Below are 24,336 nucleotides of genomic sequence, written 5' to 3'. Positions count from 1 at the left end.
CTCTCCCCGCTTGCGGGGAGAGGGAGAAGAAGCTTACTCCGCCGGCTCGGCCGCCAGCGTCGGGTAATCCGTGTAGCCCTTGGCGCCGCCGCCGTAGAACGTGTTCTTGTCCCAATCGTTCAGGGCCGCGCCCTTCTTCAGCCGCTCGACGAGGTCGGGGTTGGAGATGAACGGCTTGCCGAAGGCGATCAGATCGGCCGCGTTTGCATCCAGCACCTTGGTCGCGAGGTCGAAATCGTAGCCGTTGTTGGCGATGTAGGCGCCGGAGAAGCGCTTGCGCAGGCTCGCATAGTCGAACGGCGCGAAGTCGCGCGGGCCGCCGGTGGCGCCTTCGACGACGTGGAGATAGACGAGCTTCAAGGCGTTGAGGCCGTCGGTGATGTGATCGAACAGCGCCTGCGGATTGGAATCCGCGATGTCGTTGGCGGGCGTCACCGGCGAGATGCGGATGCCGGTGCGCTCGGCGCCGGCTTCGGCCACGACGGCCTTGGAGACTTCCAGCATCAGCTTTGCGCGGTTCTCGATTCCGCCGCCATAGGCATCAGTGCGCTTGTTGGCGCCGTCCTTGGCGAACTGGTCGAGCAGATAGCCGTTGGCACCGTGGATCTCGACGCCGTCGAAACCGGCTTCCAGCGCGTTCTTCGTCGCGCGCTTGAAGTCGTCGATGATCCCGGGAATTTCGGAGAGCTCGAGCGCACGCGGCTCGGAGACGTCGGCGAAGCCGCCGTTGACGAAGGTCTTGCCCTTGGCGCGGATCGCGCTTGGCGCCACTGGGGCTGCACCACCCGCCTGGAGGTCGACATGCGAGATGCGGCCGACATGCCAGAGTTGGATGAAGATCTTGCCGCCGCGCTCATGCACCTTGTCGGTGACCTTGCGCCAGCCGGCGACCTGTTCCTTCGAGTAGATGCCGGGTGTGTCCTGGTAGCCTTGGCCCTGCTGCGAGACCTGGCTCGCTTCGGTGATCAGCAGGCCGGCTGAAGCGCGCTGAGCGTAATAGTCCGCGGCGAGCGGCGAGGGGACGAAGCTGCCGGGCGCGGCGCGGTTGCGCGTCAGCGGCGCCATCACGAGGCGATTGGCCAGCGTGATCGGGCCGAGCTTGTAGGTCTCAAACAATTTGGTCGGACGGCTCATGGGAAATGCTTCCAGGCGGTGAGAGATCCCGAACACTTGTGCATTGCGACATCAGGCGCAAGGGATGAGCCATACGGAAAGTGCAGCGGAGCTGCGCGGCAGGCCCCGCGCAGCATGATTCATGCGCATTTCTCGCCACGACAGCGCAATTTCGCTGTCGTGGCCGTGCGATTGCGCAAATCAGTTCGCGCCGAGGAAATCGCGCTTGCCGATCTCGACGCCGTTGTGGCGCATGATCCCGTGAGCGGTCGTGGCGTGGAAATAGAAGTTCGGCAGCGAGACGGCGCTGAAGAACTGCTGGCCCTTGAGCGTCATGGTCCGGTCCGGGCCCGCCGGGAAGGTCACGTCCTTGGTGTCGGCGCCCTCGAACTGCTCCGGCTTGTATGATTTGACGTAGTCGATCGTCCTGGCGAGCCGCTGCTTCAGCTCCTCAAACGTCTTTTCGGTGTCGGGCATCGAGGGCAACTCGCTATGGGTCAGCCTGGCGCAGCCCTTGGCGGCGAAATCGCTGGCGAGCTGGATCTGCTTCGACAGCGGCAGCATGTCCGGGAAGAGGCGGGAGCCGAGCATCACGCTCGGGTCGACCTTTTTGGCCGCGCAATGCGCCTCGGCTTTCGTGAGCAGGCCCGTCAGGCTGTTCAGCATTTGCAAGTACGCGGGGACGACGGCGTCGTAGAAGGACATGTGATGCTCGCTTCAATGGTGGGAAATCTCAGGAGAAAACCTGAGCCACTCACATGGGAGCCTCATGGAATAATACAATCGCCAAAGTGGCTTGTGCGGTGCGAAAATTCTATTGGTGGAGGCGTTAGCGGACAGCGCTCGCTGGCTGCGCCTGCGCCGTCCCGCCGCGCATCCGGGCCAGAAGCTCCGCGGTTGGCCAGGAATCCGCCGGCAGGCCGTATTTGATCTGCATCGCCTTCACGGCCGCGCGGCTCTGCTGGCCCAGCACGCCATCGACCTTGCCGACATTGAAGCCGGCCTGGACCAGAAGCTGCTGCAATTGCTTGAGCTCGTTGAACGGCAGTTGCGCGATCTGTCCGGCAGGCCTGCGCATCGGCGCTGCGCCCGCGATCCGGGAGGCGAGATAGCCCGCGGTGGTCGAATAGATCAGCGAGTTGTTCCATTCCGTGTAGGCCGCGAAATTGGCGTAGGCCATGAAGGCCGGCCCAAAGCGTCCCATCGGCAGCAGCACGGATGCCGGGAGATTGTCGTTCGGCAGCGGGCGGCCATCGGCATAGGTGACGCCGAACTGCGCCCATTTCGAGCGCGGCAGCTGCACGCTGAGATCGGTCTGATCCCATGGCAGGTTCTGCGGCACCTTGATCTCTTCCAGCCACGGCTCGCCGCGCCGCCACTTCAAGCCGTTGGCGATGTAGTTCGCGGTCGAGCCGATCACGTCGTCCTCGCTGCGCAAGAGGTCGCGCCGCCCGTCGCCGTCATAGTCGACGGCGTAGTTGACGTAATGCGTCGGCAGGAATTGTGTCTGGCCGAGCTCGCCGGCCCAGGAGCCGATCATCTCATCAGGGCTGAGATCGCCGCGGTCGATCACCTTCAGCGCGGCGATGGTCTCGTTCACGAACATTTCCGAGCGGCGGCAGTCATAGGCGAGCGAGACCAGCGATTTTAGCGTCGGCAGATTGCCCATGTTGACGCCAAAGTCGCTCTCGAGTCCCCAGAACGCCGCGATCACCGCCGGCGGTACGCCGTATTCCTTCTCGGCCCGCGCAAACGCCGCGGCGTGCTGCTTGATGTGCTGCTGGCCGTTCTGCATGCGATAGGGCGCCGCCATGCGTCCCGCGAATTCGGTGAAGAGCTGGCCGAACACCCGCTGGCCGCGGTCGCGGTTGACGATGCCCTGGTCGTAGACGAGGTAGGGCGAGGCTTCCGCGATCGTGCGCTGCGAGACGCCTTCCGCAACCGCCTGCTGTTTCAGCTCCGCCAGGAAACGATCAAAGCTCGCGCCGTTGTGGCACGATGCGGCGCGCGGCGAAGGGGCGGCCACGGCTTTCGGCGCTGCCGGCCTTGCGGGCGGCGGCGCAAGCTGGGCGGCAGCGGAGGCGGTACAGGCGAGGAGCGCGACGGCCGCGATCGCGAATCGGGTCTGGAGCATAGGGGTTCCGGCGGGGAGGGCATGCGTGGATTCGGCCGAAGTTTAGGTGAAGTGACGGCCTCAGGCCATCCTTTCCATGCCGCGCAGGCGCGTATGCGAGTTAGCCAAACAGCCGCATCAGCAGCGCCTTCCCCACCGGGAGCGCCCGGACGCCCCGATAGGCGCGCACATATTCGCCGGCATAGAACGCCCGGATCGCATGCACGCGCGTATCCATGCCATCTTCGAAACGCACCGCGAATCCGTCCGTGGTGTGTCGGACCACGATCGCCGCGATCGATCGGCCGTAGATGCGGCATTCGACGGTGCTGCCGGGGAGCGGCGGATCGGGATCGATCAGCCGCGCGCCGGTAATCGAGATGTCGGCGAGCCGTGCCAGGTGCGACCTGCCGTCCTGGCGCAGCAGAACAGCCTCGTTGCGATCGAAGCGTTCCGCCTTGCGCTTGCGCGGCTGCTCGATGCAGACGAAGCAGACCACCGCGAGGATGACCGCGTTGTAGAGGCTCCAGCCGAGTGCCAGTCCCCCATAGGCGATGTTCTCGCCGCGCAGATGCAGGATGAAGGCATAGGCGATGGCCGCCAGCGTGATCGCGAGAGCGCTGCCATAGAGCCGCAGCAGCGGCCATTCGACAAATCGCCTGTCGCGGTCGCCGCCTTTCGCCGTGACCTTGAATTTGTGCCCCTTCGGCTTCAACAGGCCGGCCGCCACCGCCTTGAGCACGGCGGGCGCTGCGATGAGCTGCGAGACATCCGTCATCAAGGCGAGCGACCGGCCGCGCGACAGCCAGGCCATGGTGAGCCCGTGCCAGACATAGAACGGCAGGAAGAAGCGCAAGAGCTCGCTGAGGTCGGCCTGCACGGCCTTGATGCCGAACAGCAGGAACAGCCAGGGCACGACGAGGCCGGCCACCTTCGACGTATAGACCGCGGCCCAGCTCATGAAGGCATCGACCAGCGAGAGCCGGTCGATGAAGGCGAGTTTTGAGGTTTGCGACAGCGGCCCGCTGCGGCCGCGGATGATCTGCATGAAGCCGAGGCACCAGCGGGCGCGCTGGGTGATGTATTCCTTCAGCCCCTCCGGCGCGAGGCCGATGGTCAGGCGCTCGTTGAGATAGATCGTGGTGAGGCCGATTTCCTTCAGGCGCAGCGTGACGAGATAATCTTCCGTGACCGAGTCGGTCGGAAAGCCGCCGATCTGCACCAGCCCGGCATAGCGGATGAGGGACGACGTGCCGCAGCAGAAAGCGACACCCCAGGCGTCCTTCGCCGGCATCAGGATGTCGAAGAAGAAGCGCTGCTCGTCGGGCCAGACGTCGGTCGCGGCGAGGTTGGTCTGGATCGGATCGGGATTGATGAAGTGCTGTGGCGTCTGCACCACGCCGACCGAGGCATCGTCCATCAGCGAGATTGTGCGCGCGAGAAAATCGGGCCGCGGCACGAAGTCCGCATCGAGAATGGCGACGAAATCCGGCCGCTCCGGCAACGCGCCGACATGCCTGAGTGCATGGTTGATGTTGCCGGCCTTGGCGTGACGGTTGTCGGGTCGCGTGAGATACTGACAGTTGAGCTCGCCCGACAGACGTCGCAGCCACGGCCGGCGGCCGTCGTCGAGCACCCAGACGCGGTAGTTGCCGTACTCCATGCCGGTCGCGCCGATGATGGTGCGCTCGAGGATCGATCGCTCCTCATTGTAGGTGCAGATGAAGACGTCGATCAGCGGCGCCTGCGGATCGGTGGCGCGGCCGTCGATCCTGGCCGCCTTGGAACGGTCGATCGTCCGGCTCAGGAACAGGAGCGAGAGGGTGACGGCGACCAGCGAGGCCGCCTCCAGCAGCATGAAGGGATAGCCGATCACGGCATCCGCCGTCAGGTGCGGCGGCGGCAGCGTCGCCGTGATACGCCAGTGGAGATAGCGGAGCAGCAAGGCCAGCGACACGATTGCAAGGAACGCGCGCGCTTTCGTGCTATCGAGCTGGAGCAGCGGACCGATCGCCATGAAGGCGCCGAGCGTCAGCAGGCCGGGCGTCAATGCCGCGATCACGAGGCGCTCTCACGCCGGGCGAACACGACGCGGCCGGTGCGCCCCACCGCGCAGTCGTGCGAGGCGGCGTCGCGCGGCGCCACGGTCACGCGATAGGGCTCCTTGCTCAGCGCATCCGGATTGATGGCAAGGTTGGCGGGGGCGCCGGCGGCGCCGGTCAGATTGACCACGGTTCCCGAGATCGGCGCGCCGTCATCGTTCGGCTCGAAGGTGGCGCGATCGCCGAGTTGCAGGCGGTTGTAGACGCTCTCGGTGACATTGGCGGTGATGACGGCGCCGCTGCAATCGAGCACCTTGAGCAGGGGCTGTCCGGCCTGCACGTCTTCACCGGGCGAGGTCATCATCTCCCAGACGCGGCCAGCGACGGGTGTCGTGATGTTGGCCGCGGAGAGATCGGCGAAGCGGACCTCCTCGACGATGATCTCGTTGGCGAGCCAAGTGATCTCGGTGTCGGTGCGCGCAAGGTCGGCCTCCAGGTCGCTGGCACGTTGGCGCATCTCCTCCTCGCGCTGCACGGAGCTTGGCCGGTCGTTATAGCTGTCGCCGAGGAACGAGCCGTTCTGGGCGGCGGCAAGCTCGACCTTTGCGGCGTCCAGCCGCTTGCGCGCACCGAGCTCGGTCTGCTGCGACACCGACAGCTCGCGCGTCAGCCGCGCCAGCTCGACAGTCGAGACATTGCCGGATTTCGCCAGCGATGACGCGCGGTCGACCGCGGCGCTGGCCTCATCCCGCCGCGCGGCCGCCGCCTCGATCGAGGTCTGGATCTCGGCGATGCGGGCTTCGAGCTGGAGCACGCGCCCATCGCGGAATTGCGAGGCCTGCCGCGCCAGATCCTTTTGCGCCGATTGGGCCGAGGCAAGCTTGGCAGCGAGGCTCGGCCGCTCGTTCTCCAGGCGTGATTTCTGCCGGCGCAAATCGTCGAGCCGGGTGCGATCGCCGCGCGAATTGACGACGCGCAGGAGCACGGTTCCGGCGTCCAGCCTCGCCTGGTCGGTGACGTGCTGGGCCGCCGACACGCGTCCTCCGATCGGCGTGCGCAGGGTGACGAGGCGGGAATTCAGCACCGCCTCGACGCTCGAATATTCCCAGATCGCGCGCAGCGGCAGCCAGCCGAACACGGCAATGATGCCCAGTCCGATGGCGATCTTGGCGCCGCGCCGCAGATGCGGCCAGCGGTGCGTCGATTCCGGCGAGGTCTGCGCATCGGGCGCATGGCCGGAGTCGTCATTGGCGAACAGCTGCTCATGCAGCGCCTCCTGCAAGCCTTTCGCGTCTGTCTTCGTGTCTTGAGATGAGGGAGCGGATCCGGGGTCGACGGATGCGGCGCGCGAGCGGTCTACCATGGCAGTCACCTTGCGGACGGAAGGCCAACGGAACCGGTCAATGCGCAAGGGCCGCGCAGCGTGCCCGGCTACCGCGCATTAAGCCGAAACTGCACTTTCCAGGTTGCTAAGCGCCCATGCGCGCTTTTGCGCAAATTCCAATCGAGATTTAATGACCAGCGAAAGGCTGGCGGTAAACGGTGCTTCTGCGGCCCGGCGACGCACGAGGCTTGCAGCCGCCCGCTGCCTTCATACTTTCAGGTGCGCCGGCCAGAGGTTCGCCAGCGGTCGCCCAGGAGACGGTCATGAATTATCTGCGTACCGCAATGCTTCTCGCAGGCCTCACCGCCCTGTTCATGGGCGTGGGCTATCTGATCGGCGGAGCAAGCGGCGCCATGATCGCGCTCGTCATTGCGGCCGCGACCAACCTCTTCACTTACTGGAACTCCGATCGCGCGGTGCTCTCGATGTACGGCGCCCATGAGGTCGACCGTCAAAGCGCGCCGGAGCTGGTCGGGCTCGTTGCCGAGCTTGCGGGCCGCGCGGATCTGCCGATGCCGCGCGTGTTCCTGATGGACGAGCCGCAGCCGAACGCGTTCGCGACGGGCCGCAATCCCGAGAACGCCGCCGTCGCCGTCACCACCGGTTTGATGCGTCAGCTCAGCCGCGAGGAGCTCGCCGGCGTGATCGCGCACGAGTTCGCGCACATCAAGAATCACGACACGCTGCTCATGACCGTTACCGCGACCATCGCGGGCGCCATCTCCATGCTGGCGCAGTTCGGCATGTTCTTCGGCGGCAACCGCGACAATAACGGTCCCGGCATCGTCGGCTCGATCCTGATGATGATCCTGGCGCCGCTCGGCGCGATGCTGGTGCAGATGGCGATCAGCCGCACCCGCGAATACGCCGCCGACAATCTCGGCGCGCGTATTGCCGGTCAGCCGATGTGGCTCGCCTCGGCGCTGCTGAAGATCGAGAGCGCTGCGCATCAGGTGCCGAACGCCGAGGCCGAGCGAAATCCCGCGACCGCGCATATGTTCATCATCAATCCGCTGTCGGGCCACGGTGTCGACAATCTCTTCGCCACCCATCCCTCGACGCAGAACCGCATCGCGGCGCTCCACCAGCTCGCGGCCGAGCTCGGCACGCAGGCTGCGCCGTCGGTCGGCGCCAACGAGAATTATCCGCCGCAGGGCCCGTGGGGCCGCTCATCCTCGCGCGGTCCTTCAGGTCCTGCACCTGGTCCTTGGGGCTGATAAGGAGCCTATTCGATTTTGCCCGGCTTTGTGACCTGGCGCACAGAGGGGCAGCTCGGCCGGTGCTAATAGCCGACCGAGAGTATTCCTTCGAAAGGGGATGCGTGGCCGGCTCTCGCCGGTCGCCGTCGAAGATGACCAGAGCTGCCGTGCCATTGTTGATCGTCCTGGGCGTGGCCATTGGCCTGTCCACGCATACGGTCGTGAATTGCGGCGACGAGGACGAGCCCGATATCTGCTCGGCCGTGATCGGCTTCTCGCCGTTTCGCGGCTCCCTGATTGCCTTCGCCTATGAGGGGCGCGGACGGATCGCGCTGCGCCACGGTGATAACCGCCGGGCGATCGCTGATTTCAACGAAGCCATCCACCTTAATCCCAACCGTGCCTCGCTCTATCGCGATCGCGCGCAGGCGTACCGGCGGAACAGCGAGCTGGAGCTTGCGATTGCCGATTACGACGAAGCGATCGCGCTCGATCCTAAGCCTGCCATGCCTTATCACGAGCGTGGCCTTGCGCTCGCGGCCAAGGGTGATTTCGACCGCGCGATTCTGAGCTACAGCACGGCGGTCCGCCTCGATCCCACGAATGCGCAGGCCCGCCTCGATCGCGGCCTCGCTTTCCTCGCCCGCGGCCAAGCCGACGATGCCCGCGCCGATTTCGAAGCGGCGCTGGCATTGCCTCCCGGCAAGGATGGGCGGACGCGTGATGCCGCGCGCGCAAAACTCGCCGAGCTCTCCCACGCCGAGCCGACCCAGGTCTCAACACCGCGGCGGTGAGAGGTGTTCTCCCTCGCCCCGTTCTTGCGGGGAGAGGGTCGGGGTGAGGGGCTCGATCCGCGCGTGAGGTCGTAGTGGGACCTGTACCCCCTCACCCGGATTGCATCTGCGATGCAATCCGACCTCTCCCCGCAAGCGGGGCGAGGTGAAGGGCGCAAGCGCTGCTACTTCGCTTTCTTGGCTTTGGCCTTCTTGGCCTTCTTCGCCGGCTTGTCCTTCACCGGCTTCTCCTTCACCGGCTTCTCAGCCTTCACCTCGATCGGTGTGCTGGCGGCGAGCCGCATGGCGCGGGCGTAGCTGTCGGCGACGTTGTCGGCGGACATCTGCAGGCGCCTTGCGGCGGCGGTGGCCTGCTCCATGGTGGCCTTGGCCATCATCTTGAAGCGGGTGCCGGTTTCCTTGCCCTTGGCCTTGACCGCAAGGCCGTTGAAGCGATCCCGCCGCTCCTTGGCGCGGGACATCAGGCCCGTCTGCAGCTGTCTGGCCAGTTGCCGGATCACGACATCCAGGTCGGCGTCCGCCATGTCTTCTATCCTCTTCGAAACAGTCCCAATCGATGCGGCGGGACTATGCAGATCAGCCCCTGCCTTGGCAATTCCCGCCGGGCCGTCATCCGCAGCTTCCGCTTGCCAAAACAGAAAAAGCCGCGCATTTCGCGCGGCTTTCGGCGTTGGCTTGGCGCAGCAGCGCTGCGTGTGCCTTATTTCAGCGAGGCGACGGGTCCGCTCGACGCGGCTGCCGGATCGGGGTCGAAGCCGAACACGCCGACGAGATATTTGTAATAGTCCGGCATCTTTTCCTTGAGCGCTTCGCGGGTCTTGGGATCGTGGAATTCGCTCTTGCCGGACAGGAAGATGCTGGCGGTCACGGCAAAGAACTCCATGTGGTTCTTCAGGGCGTAGGCTTCCTTGGGCAAGAAGTCCTTGGACTTGGCATAAGCGTAATAGCCGATCACGCCCTTGTTGGCGTAGCCGTCCGGCAGCAGCCGCGCGTGATAGGCGTGCAGCATCTCGTGGAGCAGCACGGCCTCTTTCTCGTAGCGCATCATGTCCGGCCGGACCATGATCACGCCAAGCCCGGAATCGACCGCGAGGTCGACGGCGTTCGGGTTGGTCCAGCGCTGCTTGTCGTGGTCCCACACCGTCAGCGTGCGGGGCGTGCTGCGCTGGATGTCCGGCGTGACCCGGCCGTAGCACGCGGTCGCGGCGCCCTCGTCGAGGCAGGCAAGCTCGCTCGCGATGATCGGCACGGTATGGAAGAAGCGGAGCACGCGCGGGGAGAATCCGGCGCCTTCGACGACGTCGATCTGCTGTTTCAGATTGTCGGTGAGCTTGTCGACGTCCTTGCGATCGGAATTTTCCGACACGTCGAACATGTAGCCGCGGTAGCTCTGGAAGCCCGGCGGCAGCTTTGCCGCCTCGGCGGACGCAGCGTCGAGCGGGCCGGCGTTGGACGGATTGGCGAACAGCGCCCCGACAATGGTCGCGGTCAGCAGCAACGCAATGCGCATGATGAACCCCCTGATGTCACTTCACGCGGCAGGATAGGCTGCCCTTGTTTGCGAAAAGTGAGTGAGGCGAGACTAAGGCGCCGATGTTGAAGCGTGCTTAATCCCTGGTTGCAGATCGCGGAGGCGGATTAGGGCAGGGTTAACCAAGCCGTAGATCGGCCGGCCGCTTCGGCGTAACATGCCACCGGGCACAAAGCCCTACATCAGGAGCCGGAAGGGAGGATGCCATGTATGCCGCCATCCGTCAGGCCAAGGCGAAGAGCGGGAGCGCCGAAGAACTGGCGCGCCGCATCAAGGACGGCGCCGTTCCGATCATCAGCGATGTCGACGGCTTCAGGGCCTATTACGTTGTCTATGCCGGCGACGATACGGTGACCGCGATCTCCATCTTCGACAAGTTCGAGCAGGCCGAGGAGGCGAACAAGCGCGCCATCGCCTGGATCGAGAAGGATCTGGGGCCGCTGCTCGCAGGCCACGCAAGCGCGGCAGCGGGACCGGTGATCGTGCATACGCTGGCGTGAGCAGGTCAGTCACGCCTCATTCTCCGCTGTCATCGCCCGCGAAGGCGGGCGATCCAATACTCCGTGACAGCGGTGATGGAGCCGACGGGCTGCGGCGTACTGCATTCCCCGCCTTCGCGGGGAATGACAGTTGTGTGCGGAGCGGGGCCTTCCGCCGATGCGCAGACGCGCGCCCGCTCACAACTCCCTCGCGTTCGAGAACGCGAACGAGCTCACCCGCCGCGTCGTCTCGTCCAGGATCAGCGTGCGCGTGATCGGCGGCTCGGCGCGCTGGGCGCAGTTTTCGCGTTCGCAGAGCCGGCAGTTGACGCCGATCGGCGTGCCTTCCGTCTTCTCGATGTCCATGCCGGCGGCATAAGTCAGGCGCGCGGCGTGGCGGATCTCGCAGCCGAGGCCGATGGCGAAGCGCGGCTGCGGCAGCGGATGCGGCGCGACCGGGCGGCGCACCATCTGCGCGATCGAGAAATAGCGCGTGCCGTCGGAGAGCTCGATCACCTGCTTGAGCAGGCGATCCGGCGTGTCGAAAGTCGAGTGCACGTTCCACAGCGGGCAGGTGCCGCCGAATTTCGAGAACGGGAAGGTGCCGGACGAAAACCGCTTCGAGACGTTGCCGGCATTATCGACGCGCAAGAGGAAGAACGGAATGCCGCGAGCGTTCGGCCGTTGCAGCGTGGTGAGGCGGTGGCAGACCTGCTCGAAGCCGGAATTGAAGCGCTGCGCCAGCACGTGAATGTCGTAATTGAGCGCCTCGGCGGCGGCGAGGAAGGCCGGATAGGGCATCATCACCGCAGCGGCAAAGTAGTTGCCGAGCGTGATGCGGAACAGCCGGCGCGGCGCATCGTCAAGCGGCCCGGCGCGGCCGATGATGGTCTCCAGGGCTGGCGCGCATTCGCCAAGCCCGAGCTGGAAGGCGAGCTGAAAGGCGCGGCCCGGCGGGTCGACCAGCTCGGAGATCAGCAGCTGGCGGCGGTGGCGGTCGAAGCGTCTGAGCGTCTCGCGCATCACGTCCACCGGCATGATGCGGGTCTGGACCGAATGCTTCTCGCGCAGACGCGCAGCGAGGGCGGCATAGAGGCCTTCGGCCGGCACGTTCAGCTCGTCGCGCAGGGCTTCTGCGGCCTGTTCGAGCTCCGGAAAATAATTGCGATTGGCCTCGATCAGCTCGCGCACGCGCTCGACCGGATTGGTCTCGTAGCGCGTGCCGACATCGCGGTCGGCCATCTGCGCGGCCGCCAGCGTCTCGCCCTGACGGGCCTCGGTGTAGGCGGCATAGAGCCGTTGCAGCGCATGGGTGACGCCGGGACAGAGCTCGGCGAGGTCGCGCAGCTCCTGCTTGGGAACGTCGATCTGCCGGAACAGCGGATCGGAGAAGATCTCGTTCAGCTCGGCGAAGAAACGGTCCTCGTCGGCGGTTGCGAGATCGCGCAGATCGAGGTCGTAGGTCTCGGCCAGCCGCAGCAGGATCTGCGCGGTCACCGGCCGCTGGTTCCGCTCGATCAGATTGACATAGCTCGGCGAGATCCCGAGCCCCTCGGCGATCTGGGTCTGCGACAGTCCCAATTGCTGCCGGATCCGCCGGAAGCGCGGGCCGACGAACAGCTTTTTCCCGGACTCAGCGGCCATTTTCAGATCTCCATATGCATCAAGGACAGTTTGGTTGACCTATATTTTTACATTTTTTACAAAATAACATCTGTTACATGTTCTGATGTTACATGACATCACCAATAAGAAACAAGCCATCTATACGAAGTTTCTGTTTTCGCGTTTAGCTCTGACACGCATTCCGCAATGCAGTGTCAAGAATGTCGATGGCTCGCCATCGCCATCGTCAGCGAAAAGGATCAGGCAGATGAACTACCAGCCCCGCGGCATCAGCACCCTCCAGGGCCCGGCCTCGTATCAGAGCGAGATCGACGCGGCCCAGGCGCTCCTCAAGTCACAGCCGACCTGGAACGGAGTGTCGGCCGAGGCCGTCGCACGCATGCGCCTGCAGAACCGTTTCAAGACCGGCCTCGACGTGGCCCGCTACACCGCGGCGCTGATGCGGGCCGACATGGCCGCCTATGACAAGGACCCGACCAAGTACACCCAGTCGCTGGGTTGCTGGCACGGCTTCATCGCCCAGCAGAAGCTGATCTCGGTCAAGAAGCATTTCGGCGGCAAGACCGATCGCACCTATCTCTACCTCTCGGGCTGGATGATCGCGGCGCTGCGCTCCCAGTTCGGACCGCTGCCCGACCAGTCGATGCACGAGAAGACCTCGGTGCCGGCGCTGATCGAGGAGCTCTACACCTTCCTCCGCCAGGCGGACTCCCGCGAGCTCAACGACATCTTCCGTCTCCTCGACAAGGCGCGCAAGGAAGGCGACGCGACCCGCGAGAAGGAGTTGATCGCGAAGATCGACAACTTCCAGACCCACGTCGTGCCCGTCATCGCCGACATCGACGCCGGCTTCGGCAACGCCGAGGCGACCTATCTGCTCGCCAAGAAGATGATCGAGGCGGGCGCCTGCGCGCTGCAGATCGAGAACCAGGTCTCCGACGAGAAGCAGTGCGGTCACCAGGACGGCAAGGTCACCGTGCCGCACGAGGTGTTCATCGCGAAGATCCGCGCCTGCCGCCACGCCTTCCTTGAGCTCGGCGTTGAAGACGGCGTCATCGTCACCCGCACCGATTCGCTCGGCGCCGGCCTGACGCAGCAGATCGCCGTCAGCCACAAGCCGGGCGACATCGGCGACCAGTACAACAGCTTCCTCGATTGCGAGGAAGTCACCGCAGAGAACGCCCGCAACGGCGACGTCATCATCAACCGCAACGGCAAGATGATGCGCCCGAAGCGGCTGCCCTCGAACCTCTATCAGTTCCGTCCGGGCACGGGCGAAGACCGCTGCGTGCTCGACAGCATCACCTCGCTGCAGAACGGCGCTGACCTCCTGTGGATCGAGACCGAGAAGCCGCATATCGAGCAGATCGCCAAGATGGTCGACCGCATTCGCGAGGTCATCCCGAACGCCAAGCTCGCCTACAACAACTCGCCCTCGTTCAACTGGACCATCAACTTCCGTTGGCAGGTCTACGACGCGATGAAGGAAGCCGGCAAGGACGTCTCGAAGTACAACCGCGCCGATCTGATGAAGCCGGAATATGACGATACGCCGCTGGCGCTTGAAGCCGACGAGCGGATCCGCACCTTCCAGGCGGATTCGGCCAAGCGTGCCGGCATCTTCCACCACCTGATCACGCTGCCGACCTACCACACGGCTGCGCTGTCCACCGACAACCTCGCCAAGGAGTATTTCGGCGAGCAGGGCATGCTCGGCTACGTCAAGAACGTGCAGCGCCAGGAGATCCGTCAGGGCATCGCCTGCGCCAAGCACCAGAACATGGCCGGCTCCGACATCGGCGACGACCACAAGGAATACTTCGCGGGTGAAGCGGCCCTCAAGGCGGGCGGCGCGCACAACACGATGAACCAGTTCGGCTAACGAATCACGCACCTCGACAGGAGACTGACAATGACCAAAGGCAGCAATTTCTGGGTGATCGGCGGCGAGTTCGGCTCGATGAACTTCCACAAGCTCGTCGAAGGCTCGGCCCAGGTGCAGGGTCCGTTCAAGACCCGCAAGGAAGCCGAAGATGCCTGGCGTTCGGTTTCGGAAGAGAACCGCCACAAGGCCGGCGTCCGCTTCTCGATCGTGGAAGAGCCGTCGCGGGTCTCGGCCTGACGGCCAGCTGACAAACTTAAGAAGACGTCCAAGGACGGAGGGTCCCATCCGGCGCAAGCCGGGTGGGATCGTCTGTTTTTGGCACACATCAATGGCCTGTGGGCACCGTAAGTGTCTGGAATTATGGGGCCTTTGCGGGCGCCGTGGTTGCTGATAGGTTAATGGAGGAGAGTTGAGGACGAGGCCGACAATGTCAGAGCCCGAGACCAGCGGGACCCACCCCAGCCAGCCGCGCCCGGTGCGGCTGCGCGATGCGCTGTTGCGCGCGCGGATCGAGGCCGCCGACCGGACCGGTGTGGTGGTCGATCTCAGGGATGCCGAGGTGGCGCGGCTGGAGATCCTCAACGACGCTCTCGATCCATTGTTTGCCCAGGTGCCTGATCGGATCGATCTGTTCGACCGCGGCATCAGCCAGGGCGATACGCCGAGACTCTGGATCGATGTCGTCGCGCACATCCTGATGGGGCGCGACAAGCGGCAATACCGCTTCGTCCAGGACACCCGCTTCGGCCGCATCGTGCTCGCCGAATCGCACGACACTTCGGTGATCGTCGAGGCCGTGACCGACTACGTCGCCCGTCGCATGATCGAGCGCGAGCGCGCGATGGTGGTGCTGCCCGAGCCGAAGGAGGAGGTCGCGGAACAGCCGCCGCGCCGTTCGCGCGTCTGGCCGTTCGTGTTCGGCTTCGTTCTCGGTGCCGCCGCGCTGTTCGGCGTCGCCGTGCTCGCGGCGCTGCGGAGCTGGTGAATTTCCTTCTGCCGTCATTCCGGGGCATGCGAAGCATGAACCCGGAATCTCGAGATTCTCAGGTGCGCAATTGCGCACCGGAGTTCGATGCGGATGCATTGGTCCGCAATGACGGTGAATCAAACCAGCCGCGTGCGCTTGATCTCCCGGATCTGCAAGCCATGATCGAGACTGCGCACGATCTGCTCGCAGCGCCAGCCGGCATTGTCCTTCTCGATTGCGAACAGATTGTAGGCCGCTGCCGGATAGCGCCCGTGCGCGAGCGCGGAGGCCGACGGCACGCCGATCGCGGGAATGTTGCCGTTCGGGCCTTCGAACCACATCGTCGAGTGAATGTGGTCGTGCCCGTGCAGGATCAGCTCGACGCCGCGGCGCTTGAGCAGCGCCAGCAGGCTTGCCGAATCCGTCAGCCGCTTCTGGCGCGCGCCGGATTTCAGGGGATGATGCACCAGCAGCACGCGGAAGACGTCCTCAGTCGCGAGCTGGTCGAGCATCTGTTCGAGCGCGGCGATCTGATGGCGCCCGAGCGTGCCCGTCGCCATCAGGGGGGCCGTCGGCACCGCGCTGGACAGGCTGATCAGCGCGGCCGGCCCGCGGCGGCGCACGCTGGGAAAGCCGACGCTGCCATCGTCGCCCGCAAGATAGGGCGCAAACGTCTCGCCGAAGCGGTGGAAGGTCGCACGGACATAGGCGTCGTGATTGCCGGGAATCGTGGTGACGCGGTCGGGCGGGCCGACCTCGTCGAGCCAGGCACGCGCCGGCGCGAACTCCGCCTCCATCGCCAAATTGACGAGATCGCCTGTGACCGCGATGTGGTCGGGCGCCTGCGCCTGGACATCGGCGACCAGCACATCGAGTACCTCGCGGCGCTGGTATTTGTGGCGGTTGCGCGTCCAGTTGACGTAGCCGAGCGCGCGCTTGCCGGCGAGCTCGATCAGCCGCGGCTTCGGCAACGGCGGCAAATGCGGGTCGGACAGATGGGCGAGCGTGAAGGGTGCCATGGTGGGCCATTGCCTCGCTATTCCGCCGCTGTAATGGCAAGGTCGCGGGCAGCGCGCAAGGGACGCTTGCAATGGCCTGAAGGGGCGCGCATCACGAGAGGCTAATGACGAAGCGCCTGGACGAGATCCGACGGAGATTCGAGCCGCTGCTGCGGCGATTCTTCCATACCTATTTCCTGCTGGTCCGCGGCATGACGCTCGGTGTCCGTGCCGTGGTGCTCGACGCCGACAACAGGGTATTCCTGGTCAAGCACAGCTACGTCTCGGGCTGGTACCTGCCCGGCGGCGGCGTCGACTTCGGCGAGACCATGGAACAGGCGATGCGCCGCGAGCTCAAGGAGGAGGGTGATATCGACCTGACCTCGGAGGCCGTGCTGCACGGCATCTTCCTCAACAGCCACGTCTCCCGCCGCGACCATGTCGCGGTGTACGTGGTCAGGCATTTCCGGCAGGACGGCCTGCCTGCGCCCAACCGCGAGATCATCGAATGCGGGTTCTTCGATCCCGCCGCGCTGCCGGAGGGGGCGACGCCCGGCACGCGGCTGCGGATCGCGGAAGTGCTTCACGGCAAGCCCCTGATTGCGACGTGGCGGTGAGGGCGGGCTATGCTAAAGGGGGATTTGGTTCACCCGATGCGAGCCAGGAATTCGGGGCACCTCTCCCGTAGGGAGAGGTCGGATCGCACTTATGCGATCCGGGTGAGGGGTTACAGTCTCTCTGTATGCTGCGGCCCCTCACCCGGTTTGCTGAGGCGCGCAATTGCGCGCCAAAGCAATCCGGCCTTTCCCCGCTGGGGAGAGGTGGACTGAGCCCCCGGTTCAAGCAACGCGCCCAAAAGGCTTTCGGATACTGGATGAAGATTGCCAAACTCGCCTTCGGCCTGATCTGCCTCGCGATCCTTGCCAGCAACATTTTGACAATGTCGCGCTGGAGCGAGGCGCGCGGGGTCTATGACGACATCTGCTATCTCCGGCAGGCGCATCTGTTCCAGCGTTTCGGCGCGGGTGGGCTTGATACCAACGCTGTCCGGGACGACGATCGCTACTTCGAAGGCAAGTTGAAGGAGATCGGCTTCGCCGAGCGGAAGGATCCGATCCGCTGGCCGTGTCACAATCCGATGCCGGGCGGCAAGGTCGTGCTGCAATATCCGCCGGGCACCGGCTCTCTGCTCGCCTTGTTTCCGGAAGGCCATCAGGTGGTGCCGCTCTACATTGCCGCGAGCCTGATCGTCTGCGGCCTCGCGCTATCGGGCATCGCCATGGCGCGGACAGTGCCGTCGGTCGTTGGTGCAGGCGTGTTCGGCGCGCTCGCGGTCTATCTCATGATCAACCCGGCGAAAGCGAGCTATTCGGTCGCGCCGACCATGGCGCTGTGCGCCGTTGCCGGTTTCCTCACGGCGTTGTGGCTGACCAGGGACAAGCGCGGCGTCCTGCTGATTGCGCTGATCGGCCTTCTGCTCGGTGCGTCCGTCAATCTGAGATTGCCGAACGCCTTGCTCGCGGCCGGCTATTTCCTGTTCCTCGGTATTCCCTTCCTGTGGACGCGCTCGCTCGCGACCTTTGTGCAGGGCCTTGCCTTCGGTGCCGGTGTGCTCGTGGGGATAGCGCCGACGCTCGCCGCCCAGGCCGTCAACGCCGGCAGCGCGCTGGCGACGACCTATGGCAGTGCCGATTTGATTGCGCCGGCATTCGATCTTGCGATTCTCGGCCAGTATTTGCGCGACATGCAGATCGTGCTGATCGTGCTTGCGATTGGCGCGACGCTCTCGTTGTTGTGGTCCGGCGTGAGGCATGTGCGGCAGGCTGCCTTCGTCGTCGCCGGCAACCTCGTCGTCAATCTCGGTTTCTTTCTGAGCCATCCGATCTTCACACCGTACTACGTCGTGCCGATCGCGATGCTGTCGTTGTGGACGCTGTCGTTTGCTCGGCTGTTGCAGCCGGCCGAGGCGTGTGAGATTGCATCGGTCCGGCACGAGCCGGCAACTCTAGGAGCGCTGCCGCGATGATATCTGCGCAACCCCGCATCGCTGTGCTGGTGCCCTGTTACAACGAGGAGGCCGCGGTCGCGGCCGTCGTCGCCGACTTCCGCAAGGCGCTGCCTGCGGCGGAGATCTATGTCTATGACAACAACTCGCGCGACCGCACCGCTGCGGTCGCGCATGAGGCCGGTGCGATCGTGCGCAGCGAGCGGCGGCAGGGCAAGGGCCACGTCGTGCGCCGCATGTTCGCCGACATCGAGGCCGACATCTACGTGCTGGTCGACGGCGACGCCACCTACGATGCGCCGAGCGCTCCGGGCATGATCGACAAGCTGCTCGACGAACATCTCGACATGGTGGTCGGGCTCCGCATCGATCAATCGCAGGCCGCCTACCGTCTCGGCCATCGCACCGGTAACCGTATGCTGACCGGCTTCCTGTCCTCGACCTTCGGCCATGCCTTCAAGGACATCCTGTCCGGCTACCGCGTGTTCTCGCGGCGCTTCGTCAAATCGTTCCCCGTGCTGTCCGATGGCTTCGAGATCGAGACCGAGCTCGCGGTCTATGCGCTCGAGCTGTCGCTGCCGGTTGCCGAGGTCGAGACGCCCTATTACGCGCGGCCGGAAGGCTCGTTCTCGAAGCTCAACACCTGGAGCGACGGCTTTCGCATTCTCGGCACCATGCTGAAGCTGTACCGATCGGAGCGGCCGCTGCGCTTCTTCACCGTCATCGGCATCCTGCTGGCGCTGGCCGCGATCATCCTTGCCATCCCGATCGTCGTCACATTCATCGAAACCGGCCTCGTGCCGCGGCTGCCGACCGCCGTGCTGTCGATGGGATTGACCATCGTGGCGATGCTGTCGGTCTCATCGGGCCTCGTGCTCGATACTGTGACGCGGGGGCGGCGGGAGATGAAGATGCTGGCCTATCTGTCCCAGCCGGCGCCGAAAAGGGGCTGAGGTCCGGCGTAACGCCCATGGACCTCGATAGACGCAGATGCTACTCCGATTCCTCTACTGACGCGCTTTCCGAACGCGAACCGGGATCCGCGTCGCCCGAAAACGCCTTGGTCATATGAACGATCTCTCAATCACCATCCGTCCCGAAGCGCCAGGCGACGCCCAGGCGATCGAGCGGCTGCACGAGCGCACCTTCGGCCCCGGCCGTTTCGTGCTCAGCGCCTACCGTATCCGCGAGCATGTCGACCATGTGCTCGATGTCTCCTTCACGGCCCGCATCGGCACGCTGCTGGTCGGCTCCGTCAGGCAATTGCCGGTCATGATTGGTGAGACGCCGGCACTGCTGCTCGGGCCGCTCACGGTCGAGCCGCCGTTCCGCAGCCGCGGCATCGGCCGCATGCTGATGGAGCGCGCCCTGAAGGACGCCAAGGAGAAGGGCCATCGCCTCGTGCTGCTGGTCGGCGACGAGCCCTATTACAGCCGCGTCGGGTTCAAGCTTGTCCCCAAGGGACGCGTCACCATGCCGGGCCCGGTCGATGCCGCGCGTGTCCTGGTATTCGAACTCGTCGACGGCGCGTTCGAAGGCGTCTCGGGCGCGGTGGCTCCCGACTGGAGCAAGGCGCGGGGCTAGCGCACCAGGCACCGGTCGAGGGTCACATGTTCCGCGTCACAGCCGACACATTGCAGGCCTATCTCGACTTCGATCCCGAGCGAAAGCGCGATCTGACCGAATTGCACAAGCTGGTCGTCTCGGCCGCGCCAGCCCTCAAGCGCTATTTCCATCGCGGAACGCCCGCGGGGGAGGCGGGAATGCGCATGAAGATGATCGGCTACGGCAAGTTTCGCTACGCCATCAAATCGGGAAAGAGCGCGGAGTGGCCGGTGATCGGTGTCGCGCTCCAGAAGAACTACATCAGCGTGTATGTGGCAGTGACCAGGCGAGGCGCGCCGGTCGTCTCCCATTATGCCGGACAGCTCGGTGAACTCAGGATGGGAGGCAACAACTTCAGCTTCGAGCGGTTCGACGATCTCGAGCAGGGTGCGGTGTCGACGCTGTTTGCGGAGGTTGCCCACATCTTCAAAGCTGATCCCGAGAATCCCGTTCGCTACATGCAGGGATCCTGATCTGCCGGCGCTGCACCCAAGCGCGACCCCTCGTATGCACGGCACGCGGTCCCGACCCGATGTCGTCGGGAATATTCCGAGCGATCGGAGCATCATCATCGGTGGAATTTCGTCCACTGCATGAGATGCCCCGATGCCCCTCAGCCGTCGTCAACTCCTCGCGATCGCGTCGTTGACGGTCGCATCCTCGATTGCCAGCGATTCCCTGGGAGCAGGCACCTCGATCAAGGCGATCGCGTTCGATGGCTTTCCGATTTTCGATCCGCGTCCGATCTTCGCCCTGGCGGAACAATTGTTTCCTGGACGCGGCGCTGAACTGTCAGAGGTCTGGCGGAGGAAGCAGTTCGAGTACACATGGCTCCGCACCATGACAGGCCATTATCGCGACTTTCTCGACGTCATCGATGAGGCCCTGGTGTTCGCCTGCAAGTCGCTCGAGATTGAGCTGACCGGTATCAAGAGAAGTGCGCTCGTCGAGAGCTATCTCAAGATGACGATCTGGCCCGACGTCCTGCCCGCTTTGTCGATGTTGAAGGAAAGCGGCTTCCGGCTGGCATTCCTGAGCAATTTCTCGCCGGCCATGTTCGACGGCAACATTCGCGGGACGGAGCTCGACGGCACTTTCGAATTTCGGCTGAGCACGGATGCGGTTCGTGCCTACAAGCCTGATCCGCGCGCTTACCAGATGGGCATCGATGCCTTCGGGTTGAAGCGCGAGGAGATTCTGTTTGCCGCCTTCGCCGGCTGGGACGCCTCCGGCGCAAAGCTGTTCGGCTATCCCACATTCTGGGTCAACAGGCAGAAGCAGCCGCGCGAACAACTGGACGCCACCCCGGACGGCGAGGGGCGGGGCATGGCCGATCTGGTGCATTTTCTTTCGGGCTAGCGTGCGGCCGCGAAATCGTCGTGCCGAACTGGAAGACCGTGCCAATAAGGCGATGCCACCTGCTCCACTACGCCTTGACGCCGAGCTTGCGGATCTTCCCTCCATCCTTGCCATCGACCCAGACACACAGCGTCAGTCCATACCGGCAGGCTTTCATCGCGAGATTGCCGACGTTTCTGGCGCGGCTGTGGAACACATGCCGCTCGCAGCAATCCTCGAGGACGAAGCCGGTGAACTCGCCGTGACAGTCGAACAGGACCTCGCAGACCTTGCCGCAACGTTCCCGCTCGGGTTCGTGCGGACGCAGCGGCAGTGGCGGCACGAATGTCAGCGAAGGCGGCACGGCAGCTGAATTGCCGCCGAGCCCGTCGACACGATCGGAGAGGTATTTGATGTAGCGCACCAGCACCGGATGCCAGCGGTTGGACGGTGACATCTGCTCCAGCCGCCATTTCAAGATCGCGAGCGTGGTCTCCTCAGTGGGAAGGATCTTGTCGCCGGTGGTCACGGGGATGCGGATCTGGAATGTGCCGACGACGTAGCGCCATTGGGTGAGCCGCTCCACCTCGGTCGGCGGCGTCCTGTGTTGCTTGGAGCCGCCCTTCGCGGTCCGCACCTGTATCGCCTTCCCGTCCGGGTAGATCATGCCAGGAGCGGTCTGCAGCCTCGGTGGCGGTGGAGGCGGTGGCGGCAATGGCTTGCCGATGCGCGTGCCCAACCGCTTGACGGTCACGTCGAAGACCTGGCCGCTGCGGACGCCCAGTGGAAGATCGATGGTGATGAGGCCGGCGAAATTATCGCCGGAGCCGGGCGGAATCGGCACATAGCTGACGCCCCGCGTGATCGGAATCCGGATCGTGTTGGCGTCGCTCATGCCGAGCGGCGAGACGCCGTAGAACGTCTTGGCGAGCGCCAGCACGTCGCTTGCGTGCACCTGCGGCCAATAGAGCGAGGCGACCGAGCCGGTCGGCACACTGCCCCATTCGATCATCAACTCGTCCGGATAGATCGTGTTCGGTCCGTGCGGCGGACGGACGGTCCGGCCGGGCCTCGTGTCGAAGGTCTGCGGAATCCGATGCGCCGCCGCGGGACCCGGATTGTCGGAGCGCGTGACCTGGAGATTGCGCTGCGCGAGCTGGTCCCAGGACAGCGGCGATACGCTTTGCGGGATCGGCGCGTCGTCGAACGCGATCTGCGCGACGATGCAATGGTGCGTGCCATTCAGATAGGTCTGCACCTGCGCGCCGTTGATGACGTTTCCGGTATCGTAGAGATTGAGGAAGCAGCCGAAATAGGCCCAGAGCTGGTCCTGATGATCGGGGATCGTCAGCGTCTGGATGTTGGGGCCGCCCGCGTAGTCGGTTTGGCCGGAGAAATTGTTGGTCGCGAAGAACGGGATCGTCGTGTTGCCGGCACCCATCCGCGGCGACCCCGGCTTGCCGGCGGCATCGTTGTCGGAGAGATAGGCGCCGTTGACGTCGTAGTCGGTGTCGTTGGTCTGCGTCGTCCAAAGCCGGAAGAAGACACGTACATTGCTGGCCTGCGATGCCGCAGAGCCGCGCAGCCGCACACGTGCGACGGCGAAGCTGTAATTGTTGCTGATCGTGATGTTGGTCGGGAACGGCGAGCCGGTGAACTGCACGGTGAATGGCGTCACCGACGAGTCGCCCTGGTTGGCATCGCCTTGATCGGGAAGGATCGTCGTGAACGGATCAGGGCCGTTCGGATTGGTGAAGCCGTTGGTCGATGAGTTCCAGCGCGACAGCACATTCTGGATATAAGCGTAGGCGCCGGAAGCGTTGTCGGCCAGCGCGGGTACACCGGGGATCGGCGTGGCGTTGAGCGCCGGGGTGACCGTGAACACGCGCAGATCCTGGCTGAGATAAGGCAAATTGCTGTGATCGGCGTTCAGATTGGTGAAATACGGATCGGCGCCGGCGATCAACTCGAACTGCATCGAGGCTTGCGAGCCGCTGACCTCTCCGGTCGCGGAGGCGTTCAGCGACACCGACAGATCGAACTGGTTCTCGCCGCTTGCGGGGAAGTGCGCCAGCAGGGCGTTGTCGAGGTGCAGATCGTAGGCGATCTCGATGCGTTGCGGCGTGAGGTCGTTGATGCCGCTCTCGAACTGCACACCGACGGGATTGGGCGTGATCGCCACGCCGGTCAGGCCGAAGAACGAGCCCGCGAAGCTTCCCACCGTGATGCCGAGCGACTGGAACGAACTCTTGCTGAATCCTTCGATGAAGATCGTGAAGGCGTTGGGGACGTAGCCGCCCTGCGTGTTGATGATGTCCTGCGTTTCGTCCTTGCCAAAGGTGTTCTTGCCGGCGCCGAAGGAGATGCGGGCAATCGGGAAGGGGTTGTTCCTGTTCGGACCGGAAATCGACGCCGTCACGCCGGGCGGATAGACGCTCTGGACGAGGCCGAGGAAGATCGCGAACGGGTCCGAATTGTCGGAGGTCAGCGTATGGTAGGCGCTGGCGAGGTTGGAATTGTAGCTCGAGATGATCTGGTTGATGCTGAAGCCGAGCTGGACGTTGAGATAGTAGATGAAGGCCAATGCGCAGCCGTAGCTGACGGGATCGCCGTCACCGTGGACGAAGGTGCCGTCGCTGACGGTCGAGCCGGTATAGGTCGTGTTGACCCAATCGCCGCGCGCCGGGTTCGGCAGGATCGTGCCCTGATTGGGGCTGCCGTCCCCGTTCAGCCAGTTCGCGACGAACGAGCCGTAATAGTGGTCATGCCCCTGCTGGAAGCGGGTGATGGCCGACCAATGCGACAACCCTTCGCCGCTGCTGTCGCCGGCGTTCCAGTTGCCGCGGATGCCCATCAGCACCTCGACCCACTCGGCCATGAACACCATCTCGACGCGCTGCGCCGGCAACGGCGCATCGCTCATCAGGTTTTGCGAATCGAGGCTGATCGGATTGCCGAAGCCGCTGTTGTTGGCACCGGGAAAGCTGAAGCTGCCGCCCCCATTGTCGGTGTCGGCCTCATCGAGCCGAACCTCCTGCCGGTGGCTGGTGCCGAACTGGTTGGAGGGCGTGCCGAACCAGCCGGTGGTGACGGCGAACTCGTTCTCGACGACGCTGAGCAGGGAGTTGGCGTTGTTGACGACGTTGGTCTGGTCGGGGAGCGAGTTCTCGTACCGGATCCAGAAGTTGGTGGTCTTGCCGGCACCTTGTCCAATATCAGTCAAATTGTTGCTGCTGAGAGCCATGTCGCCTCTCCTA

Annotated in this window: 22 protein-coding genes; 12 read left to right on the top strand and 10 right to left on the bottom strand. The window is 64.5% G+C overall.

Translation table 11 applies throughout. From position 1 onward, the window contains the following. Positions 1-33: 33 nt before the first annotated feature. The 5 genes from JQ587_RS32390 to JQ587_RS32370 form a co-directional block, all read right to left on the bottom strand. Complete coding sequence (locus tag JQ587_RS32390) at positions 34-1,134, bottom strand: alkene reductase (RefSeq protein ID WP_212428047.1); 1,101 nt, start codon at positions 1,132-1,134, stop codon at positions 34-36. A 180-nt stretch (positions 1,135-1,314) separates the two neighbouring features. Then, positions 1,315-1,818, bottom strand: coding sequence for a DUF1993 domain-containing protein (locus JQ587_RS32385; RefSeq protein WP_212297502.1), 504 nt, complete (start codon positions 1,816-1,818; stop codon positions 1,315-1,317). Positions 1,819-1,942: 124 nt separating this feature from the next. Further along, positions 1,943-3,247 (bottom strand): lytic murein transglycosylase, encoded by a 1,305-nt coding sequence (locus tag JQ587_RS32380; protein ID WP_212428046.1) that lies wholly within the window; start codon positions 3,245-3,247, stop codon positions 1,943-1,945. A gap of 100 nt (positions 3,248-3,347) precedes the next feature. Next, positions 3,348-5,288, bottom strand: a complete 1,941-nt coding sequence (locus JQ587_RS32375; RefSeq protein WP_212428045.1) for a glycosyltransferase — start codon at positions 5,286-5,288, stop codon at positions 3,348-3,350. Next, positions 5,285-6,550 carry an HlyD family secretion protein gene (locus tag JQ587_RS32370; RefSeq protein WP_249154631.1) on the bottom strand — a complete coding sequence of 422 codons (1,266 nt, stop codon included), beginning with the start codon at positions 6,548-6,550 and terminating at the stop codon, positions 5,285-5,287. Before JQ587_RS32370 ends, JQ587_RS32375 begins: the two co-directional genes overlap by 4 nt. Positions 6,551-6,915: 365 nt before the next feature. Here JQ587_RS32370 and htpX point away from each other — a divergent pair, with 365 nt between their 5' ends. Next, the gene (gene htpX / locus JQ587_RS32365) at positions 6,916-7,869 is read left to right on the top strand and encodes a zinc metalloprotease HtpX (RefSeq protein ID WP_212428043.1); all 954 of its coding nucleotides are present in this window, start codon (positions 6,916-6,918) and stop codon (positions 7,867-7,869) included. A gap of 134 nt (positions 7,870-8,003) precedes the next feature. After that, entirely contained in the window at positions 8,004-8,645 is a 642-nt protein-coding gene (locus JQ587_RS32360; RefSeq protein ID WP_212428042.1) for a tetratricopeptide repeat protein, read from the top strand. 164 nt (positions 8,646-8,809) lie between these two features. On the opposite strand, the gene JQ587_RS32355 is transcribed toward JQ587_RS32360, so the two are convergent. After that, positions 8,810-9,169, bottom strand: coding sequence for a hypothetical protein (locus JQ587_RS32355; RefSeq protein WP_212428041.1), 360 nt, complete (start codon positions 9,167-9,169; stop codon positions 8,810-8,812). Positions 9,170-9,345: 176 nt separating this feature from the next. Further along, positions 9,346-10,155: a hypothetical protein gene (locus JQ587_RS32350; protein ID WP_212428040.1), complete on the bottom strand. Its 810-nt coding sequence runs from the start codon at positions 10,153-10,155 to the stop codon at positions 9,346-9,348. Between the two features lie 227 nt (positions 10,156-10,382). On the opposite strand from JQ587_RS32350, the gene JQ587_RS32345 reads away from it, so the two are divergent. Then, on the top strand, positions 10,383-10,676 hold the full coding sequence (locus JQ587_RS32345; protein WP_027575542.1) for an antibiotic biosynthesis monooxygenase: 294 nt from the start codon (positions 10,383-10,385) through the stop codon (positions 10,674-10,676). A 177-nt stretch (positions 10,677-10,853) separates the two neighbouring features. On the opposite strand, the gene JQ587_RS32340 is transcribed toward JQ587_RS32345, so the two are convergent. Then, complete coding sequence (locus JQ587_RS32340; protein WP_212428039.1) at positions 10,854-12,299, bottom strand: helix-turn-helix domain-containing protein; 1,446 nt, start codon at positions 12,297-12,299, stop codon at positions 10,854-10,856. 229 nt (positions 12,300-12,528) lie between these two features. Between JQ587_RS32340 and JQ587_RS32335 the strand changes: the two genes are divergently transcribed. The 3 genes from JQ587_RS32335 (at position 12,529) to JQ587_RS32325 (ending at position 15,151) form a co-directional block, all read left to right on the top strand. Beyond that, the gene (locus tag JQ587_RS32335; RefSeq protein WP_212428038.1) at positions 12,529-14,163 is read left to right on the top strand and encodes an isocitrate lyase; all 1,635 of its coding nucleotides are present in this window, start codon (positions 12,529-12,531) and stop codon (positions 14,161-14,163) included. Positions 14,164-14,193: 30 nt separating this feature from the next. Beyond that, on the top strand, positions 14,194-14,403 hold the full coding sequence (locus tag JQ587_RS32330) for a DUF4170 domain-containing protein (protein WP_008137787.1): 210 nt from the start codon (positions 14,194-14,196) through the stop codon (positions 14,401-14,403). Positions 14,404-14,593: 190 nt separating this feature from the next. Then, a complete protein-coding gene (locus tag JQ587_RS32325) occupies positions 14,594-15,151 on the top strand; it encodes a hypothetical protein (protein WP_212428037.1) in 558 nt (185 codons plus the stop codon). A gap of 119 nt (positions 15,152-15,270) precedes the next feature. On the opposite strand, the gene JQ587_RS32320 is transcribed toward JQ587_RS32325, so the two are convergent. After that, positions 15,271-16,152, bottom strand: coding sequence for a metallophosphoesterase family protein (locus JQ587_RS32320; protein WP_212428036.1), 882 nt, complete (start codon positions 16,150-16,152; stop codon positions 15,271-15,273). Between the two features lie 104 nt (positions 16,153-16,256). Between JQ587_RS32320 and JQ587_RS32315 the strand changes: the two genes are divergently transcribed. The 6 genes from JQ587_RS32315 (at position 16,257) to JQ587_RS32290 (ending at position 21,100) form a co-directional block, all read left to right on the top strand. Next, positions 16,257-16,748, top strand: a complete 492-nt coding sequence (locus JQ587_RS32315; RefSeq protein WP_212297514.1) for an NUDIX domain-containing protein — start codon at positions 16,257-16,259, stop codon at positions 16,746-16,748. Positions 16,749-17,005: 257 nt separating this feature from the next. Next, entirely contained in the window at positions 17,006-18,157 is a 1,152-nt protein-coding gene (locus JQ587_RS32310) for a hypothetical protein (protein ID WP_212428035.1), read from the top strand. Next, entirely contained in the window at positions 18,154-19,089 is a 936-nt protein-coding gene (locus JQ587_RS32305) for a glycosyltransferase family 2 protein (RefSeq protein WP_212297516.1), read from the top strand. Before JQ587_RS32310 ends, JQ587_RS32305 begins: the two co-directional genes overlap by 4 nt. Positions 19,090-19,204: 115 nt before the next feature. Further along, positions 19,205-19,720 (top strand): GNAT family N-acetyltransferase, encoded by a 516-nt coding sequence (locus JQ587_RS32300; protein ID WP_212297517.1) that lies wholly within the window; start codon positions 19,205-19,207, stop codon positions 19,718-19,720. Between the two features lie 26 nt (positions 19,721-19,746). Beyond that, positions 19,747-20,214 (top strand): hypothetical protein, encoded by a 468-nt coding sequence (locus JQ587_RS32295; protein WP_212428034.1) that lies wholly within the window; start codon positions 19,747-19,749, stop codon positions 20,212-20,214. Between the two features lie 133 nt (positions 20,215-20,347). Further along, the gene (locus tag JQ587_RS32290) at positions 20,348-21,100 is read left to right on the top strand and encodes a haloacid dehalogenase type II (RefSeq protein ID WP_212297519.1); all 753 of its coding nucleotides are present in this window, start codon (positions 20,348-20,350) and stop codon (positions 21,098-21,100) included. Positions 21,101-21,167: 67 nt separating this feature from the next. Here JQ587_RS32290 and JQ587_RS32285 read toward each other — a convergent pair whose 3' ends face one another. Further along, entirely contained in the window at positions 21,168-24,323 is a 3,156-nt protein-coding gene (locus tag JQ587_RS32285; protein ID WP_212428033.1) for a hypothetical protein, read from the bottom strand. Positions 24,324-24,336 lie beyond the last annotated feature (13 nt).

This window comes from Bradyrhizobium manausense (assembly GCF_018130615.1).
Taxonomy (GTDB): Bacteria; Pseudomonadota; Alphaproteobacteria; order Rhizobiales; family Xanthobacteraceae; genus Bradyrhizobium; species Bradyrhizobium manausense_A.
Note: the sequence above shows the minus strand (reverse complement) of the source record. Positions and strands in the feature narration are given on the sequence as shown.